The sequence below is a fragment of the Frankia sp. CcWB2 genome (assembly GCF_977927585.1).
Window position 1 is genome coordinate 6,207 of record NZ_CDWRCM010000137.1, and the last position, 5,296, is coordinate 11,502.

At 70.6% G+C, this 5,296-nt stretch carries 4 protein-coding genes; 2 read left to right on the top strand and 2 right to left on the bottom strand.

Going from position 1 to position 5,296, the window contains the following annotated elements:
* Window positions 1-429 precede the first annotated feature (429 nt).
* On the top strand, window positions 430-1,554 hold the full coding sequence (locus ACY45C_RS14715) for an SGNH/GDSL hydrolase family protein (RefSeq protein ID WP_462188171.1): 1,125 nt from the start codon (window positions 430-432) through the stop codon (window positions 1,552-1,554).
* 80 nt (window positions 1,555-1,634) lie between these two features.
* Here ACY45C_RS14715 and sigJ read toward each other — a convergent pair whose 3' ends face one another.
* The gene (gene sigJ / locus ACY45C_RS14720; protein WP_462188172.1) at window positions 1,635-2,513 is read right to left on the bottom strand and encodes an RNA polymerase sigma factor SigJ; all 879 of its coding nucleotides are present in this window, start codon (window positions 2,511-2,513) and stop codon (window positions 1,635-1,637) included.
* Window positions 2,514-2,753: 240 nt separating this feature from the next.
* Here sigJ and ACY45C_RS14725 point away from each other — a divergent pair, with 240 nt between their 5' ends.
* Window positions 2,754-3,449, top strand: coding sequence for an NAD(P)-dependent oxidoreductase (locus tag ACY45C_RS14725; protein ID WP_462188173.1), 696 nt, complete (start codon window positions 2,754-2,756; stop codon window positions 3,447-3,449).
* A 76-nt stretch (window positions 3,450-3,525) separates the two neighbouring features.
* On the opposite strand, the gene ACY45C_RS14730 is transcribed toward ACY45C_RS14725, so the two are convergent.
* Window positions 3,526-4,437: a Kelch repeat-containing protein gene (locus tag ACY45C_RS14730; RefSeq protein WP_462188174.1), complete on the bottom strand. Its 912-nt coding sequence runs from the start codon at window positions 4,435-4,437 to the stop codon at window positions 3,526-3,528.
* Window positions 4,438-5,296 lie beyond the last annotated feature (859 nt).

Consider the following 5,296-nt stretch of genomic DNA (forward strand, 5'->3'; position numbering starts at 1 on the left):
TGTCGAACACGTACACGACGTTGCTGCGCCGGCCGGACAGCCACAGCCGGGTCCCGTCGGCGTTGACGTTGCCCATGTCGGGAATCCCGCCGCCGGGGATGGCCCAGTTTGCGACGATCTTCCTGGTGGTGAAGGAGATGACCGACACGGAGCCCCGATTTACAGACCGCCACTTTGGGGTGTCGCAGGCCTGCTCTGGGCGTCGCAGGACTGCTACTCCACGTACGCCACATCCGTGGACTCCACTCCACGGCCTGTCATCATGACGGTATGACGGGTAGCGATCTCGGGCGATGCCGGTGGAGCATGCTCGTGGTGGGCCTGGTGGCGGCCGTGGCGGTCGCGGGTTGCCGTGACACAGGCGCAGCGGATGTATCCCGTAGCCGACAGAACGTTGCGGCAGCGACATCGCAACCATCTGTGACGACGGTGCCACGTTTGCGGCAGGCGATGGTGACCGTGCAGGCCGGACGCTCGCGCACAGTCGTCGGGCTGAGCGTGGTGGCCCTGCACGGCCGGGTCACCGGCCCCGCGGCATCCACAACGTGGACGATGCTGTCGGGACCGGCCCCGGCCCGGTTCGCCGGTGACACGCCAGACACGACGGTGACCCTCCCGGTTCCGGGCAACTACGTGTTCCAGTTGACCGCGACCGACCGGTCCGGCCGTTCACGATCCTCGCGGACCAGGCTGACCGCGCTGCGCTACGTCGCGCTGGGTGACTCGTATTCCTCCGGTGACGGAGCCGGCCCCGTCGCCGACTACCTCCCGGGCAGCTACCGGCTATTCGGTGGCTGCCGACGCTCGACCGCCGCCTACCCGGCTCTCGTCCACGCCGCCCTGGCCACCAAGGACCCGCCGCCGTCCGCGACGTCTGATCCACTGTTCACCTTCGGGGCCTGCGCGGGCGCACGCATCCGGGACTTCTCCACGTCGCAGGGGCCTGGCACCCCACCACAGGACACCTATCTGGACGGGCCGGCCGACACCGTCGGACTGGTCACCCTCACCGTCGGCGGCAACGACATCGGTTTCGCCGACATCGCGGTCTACTGTGCGGCACTGCACGTGACCACACTTCTCCCGTCCTGCCGGGAGCACTCCGCACCGGCCGTCGGGACTGCTCTGAACACCCTGCAGCCACAACTCACTGAGACCTACCGGGCTATCCGACGGGCCCCAGCCTCGCCCCCGGGGCACGGATCCTCGTCCTGGGCTATCCCCGGCTGTTCCCCGACACTCTGGACGGCCCCGTGCCCGGTCAGCGTCCTCGGGAAGCTGGGGGTACGCATCCAGCCGGCCGACGCGGCCTGGTTCAACCAGACCGTCCACGACCTCAACAGCACGATCCGCGCCGCCGCGAGGGCGGCCGGCGTGACCTACGTGGACACCGAGAACGCCTTCGCCGGGCACGAGTTCTGCAGCAGTACAGGCAGTCCCCCCGACGTCGACCCCCTCGGAACGCCGTTCTCCGCCGCGTTCCACCCCAACGGCCAGGGGCAGCGCGCACTGGCCACCGCGATCATCGCCGCCTACCTTCCCACCGGCCGTTGACCACATCCGAGGCTGACACATTCGAGACTGTCTCCGGGTCTGTCGGGGGTCTGTCAAAAACACCCCGGTCAAAAACACCCCTAGTCGGCGAGAACCAGGCGGTGGAGTTTGTCGGGGTCGAGGATCAGGTCGATGGTGGCGATCCGTCCGTCGCGCACGGTGAGGCCGGCGACGGCGATGACACCGGTCGATGTGCGCGCGACGATCCCGGCGGTGCCGTTGACCAGAGCTGGCTGGCAGTGCCGCGCGAAGCGGGGGCCTTGGATGGCGGTGTGCTGTGCGACGTCCGCGGAGCCGGTGAGCAGCGCGGGCGCGAGCCGGGTGCGTGAGCCGGTGTCGACGCGGAACACGACGTCGGGGTCGAGCACCGCGACGAGGGCGTCGAAGTCGCCGGCCCGGGCGGCGGCCAGGAACGCGGCGACGACCTTGCGCTGTGCGGCGAGGTCGGGGTCCGGGACCGTCGGGGCGCCTCGCACCCGCCGTCGGGCGCGGCTGGCGAGCTGGCGGGCCGCGGCGGGGGTCCGGTCGACTATCGGGGCGATCTCCTCGAACGGCACGGCGAACATGTCGTGCAGGACGAACGCGAGCCGCTCGGACGGGGTGAGCGTCTCGAGCACGACGAGCAGCGCCAGGCCGGCGGAGTCGGCGAGCACGGTCTGCTGCTCCGGGCCGTCACCGTCCTCGGCGCTGACGATCGGCTCGGGCAGCCAGGTACCCACGAAGTCCTCCCGGCGCGCCTGGCGGGCACGCAGCATGTCGATGCACACCCGACCCACGACCGTCGTCAGCCAACCGCCGAGGTTGTTGATCGCCTCGTCGCCGGAGCGGCTCAGCCGCAGCCATGCCTCCTGGACGGCGTCCTCGGCCTCGCTGAGCGAACCGAGCATGCGGTACGCGACCGCCTGCAGCCGCGGGCGCTGGCGCTCGAACTGCTCGGCCTGCCACGTCGCATCGTCCATTGCCTGCACCCCTCGCTTGCACCCCTCCGGACCAGCCTCTCCTGAGCAGTTGACGAACGCGGCACCGCCGATGTGACGGGGCCACCCCCGTGACGCCACCCGTCTGGGTCCTGGGGACGGCTGGTAGCCGGTGGCCGGTGGGCGCGGCGGTCACATCTGTCCGGCGGGATCCGACAGACATCCGACGGACATCCGACAGGCAGGTGATCCGCGTACCCGTGGGTCAGGAGGAGCGCAGCAATGAGGATTGTCGTGTTCGGAGCGAACGGGCCGACCGGCGGGCTGCTGACCGAGCAGGCGCTGGCCGCCGGTTACGACGTCGTCGCGGTGACCAGGCGACCGGCGGAATTCCCGATTACGCACGAACGGCTCGACGTCGTGGGGGCCGACGTGCACGACGCCCAGGCCGTCGATCGGGCCGTCGAAGGAGCCGACGTGGTGCTGTCGACGCTTGGCGTGCCGTTCACGCGCGAACCGATCAACATCTACAGCGACGGAATCCGGAACATCACTGCGGCGATGTTCCGGCACGGGGTCAAGCGAGTGGTCGTGGTGAGCTCGAGTGCCACCGAGCCGCATCATCATGCCGATGGCGGTTTCCTGCTTAACCGGGTCCTCCAGCCGCTGATCACCGCGACGATCGGCAAGACGACCTACCGTGACATGCGCCGCATGGAGGAACTTCTGCGCGACAGCAACCTGGATTGGACGATCATGCGTCCCTCGGGTCTGTTCGATGCGCCCGGGGTGACGAGCTACGAGCTTCACGAGGACCAGGCGCCGGGTATCTTCACCAGCCGCATGGACCTGGCCGCGAGCCTGCTCGAACAGGCGACCGAGGTACGGTTCGTGCACAAGGCGGTCGCCGTGACGACCCGCGAAGGCGCCCCGACGCTATTTCAGATGTTGCGCCGGGAGGCATTCAAGCGGGACTGACCTCAGCAAACGCGGCCGGCGGCCGGCGCCGGCCTCATGGGACAGGGCGGCCGGCGCCGGCTGGTGGTGTTGTTCGTTACTTGTTCAGTGCGGCGGCGGTGTTCAGTGTCTTGCCGGTGCTGGACGTTCCACCCAGCACGTACACCCGGCCGTCACCACCGGTCGCCGCGGCATGCCCGGCCCGGGTAGAGGGGGAGCTGGTCGGTCCGGCGGCCCACCGGTCGTCCTTCGGGGTGTAGACCTGCACCGCCCCGGTGACGTTCCCGGCGCTGTCCCGCCCGCCGATGATGTAGACCCGGCCGTCGGGGCCGGTCGCCCCGGCGGCACCCGCGACGCCGTCCGGCAGGTCGGACATCTGGGCCCACGAGCCCTTCTCGGCCGCATCCGAACCCGGTGTGTAGGCGAAGACGTCGGTGGCCGCCCGCTGTGCGGAGCCGCCGCCAGCCCCGATGCCGCCGGCGGCCAGGATCCGGCCGTCCGGCAGGGCCGTCAGGACCGGAGCCCTGTTCGCGGGCGGCGGCGCTCCGGCCGTCGACCAGCTGTCCGAGCCGGGATCGTAGATCGCCAGGGTCTTCGCGTCGAGAACGTAGATCCTGCCGTCGGTGCCGCGGACCGCGCTCGGGTCACCCATGGCGCTCGGCAGGGGCTTCCCCGCCGACCAGCTTCCGTCGGACGGGGTGTACACCTCGACGATGTCCGTGGGCTGGTTCGAGCTGCCGGACCGGCCGCCGATCGCGTAGATCCGGCCATCGAGGTCGGTCGCGGCGGCGAGATGGGTACGCGCGGTCGGCAGATCGGGCGCGTCCGTCCAGGCGTTCTTCCGCGGGTCGTAGACCTGGACCGTTCCCACCGGCGTCAGGGCGGCGACGCCCGGTGGCGACGTGGGTGAGCCGGTGCCCGTCGGTGATGCGGGCGTGGTCGGTGAACCGGTCGGACTCGCGCCGGGTGATCCGGCCAGCGGCTTCCGGGTCAGGCTGGCCGGACCCACCGTCGATGTCGTCGCGGAACTTCCGGGCGTCCCGGTGGGGGCTGGCGACTGCGTCGGCGATGCGGGTGTGGCTATCGGTGAAGTGGGTGTGGCGGCCGGTGAAGTTGGTGTGGTGGTTGGTGACGCGGTCGGGCCGGGCGTTGCCGTGGGCGTCCCCGTAGGCGAGCCCGGGGCGCCGCCGCCGGCGCCCGTCTCGGCGGCTTGGCCGCCGATCGCATAGATCCGTCCGTCACATCCCGTGGTGGCCGCGAGATGGGCACGGGGAGCTGGCAGGGCGGTAACCGTCTCCCAGCTTTGCAACGGGCCGGCGATCTGGGGCAGCGACGGGCATCTGCCCGTCGGGCTGCCGGTCGGTGCTGCCGCCTCGGCCACCGAGCTGAGCAGCCCCGGCGCGGCCAGGGCTGCTGCCAGCGTGGCGGTCAGGACGAAGGCACGCGAGGCGCACCGACGTGATGTACGGGACCAGTTCATGAAGTCTCCCCCCTCTGAGGACCGCGGGTGCGGCCCTGACCGACGGGTGGATGGCATGGGCAGATGACGGTGCACGCGCGAGAACTAGCTGTACGTTGTGCATCCCGACGTTGTGCATTCCCATTGATTCGAAGAGTAATCGCCGTTGGGTTCGGTGCCCGCGGGTCCACCCGGACGGGACGAGTGGGCCTGACGCGGTGCGGGACCATCCCCCGACGGGGGTGGGTGGCGCGGGTCAGAGGTGGCCGCGGCGGACCAACAGGGCCAGGACGCAGGCCGACGGGGCCATCGGCAGCCATACCGTGATCATTCGGTAGCCGGGGGCGGCCGGCGCCACGACCACCATCCGGTCGGCCGGAAGCCCGGCCGCGAGATGGCAGGCGAACGT

Coding starts and splice junctions, on each gene's coding strand:
- sigJ (WP_462188172.1), bottom strand. CDS start 2,513: ATGGACGATGCGACGTGGCAGGCCGAGCAGTTCGAGCGCCAGCGCCCG.
- ACY45C_RS14725 (WP_462188173.1), top strand. CDS start 2,754: ATGAGGATTGTCGTGTTCGGAGCGAACGGGCCGACCGGCGGGCTGCTG.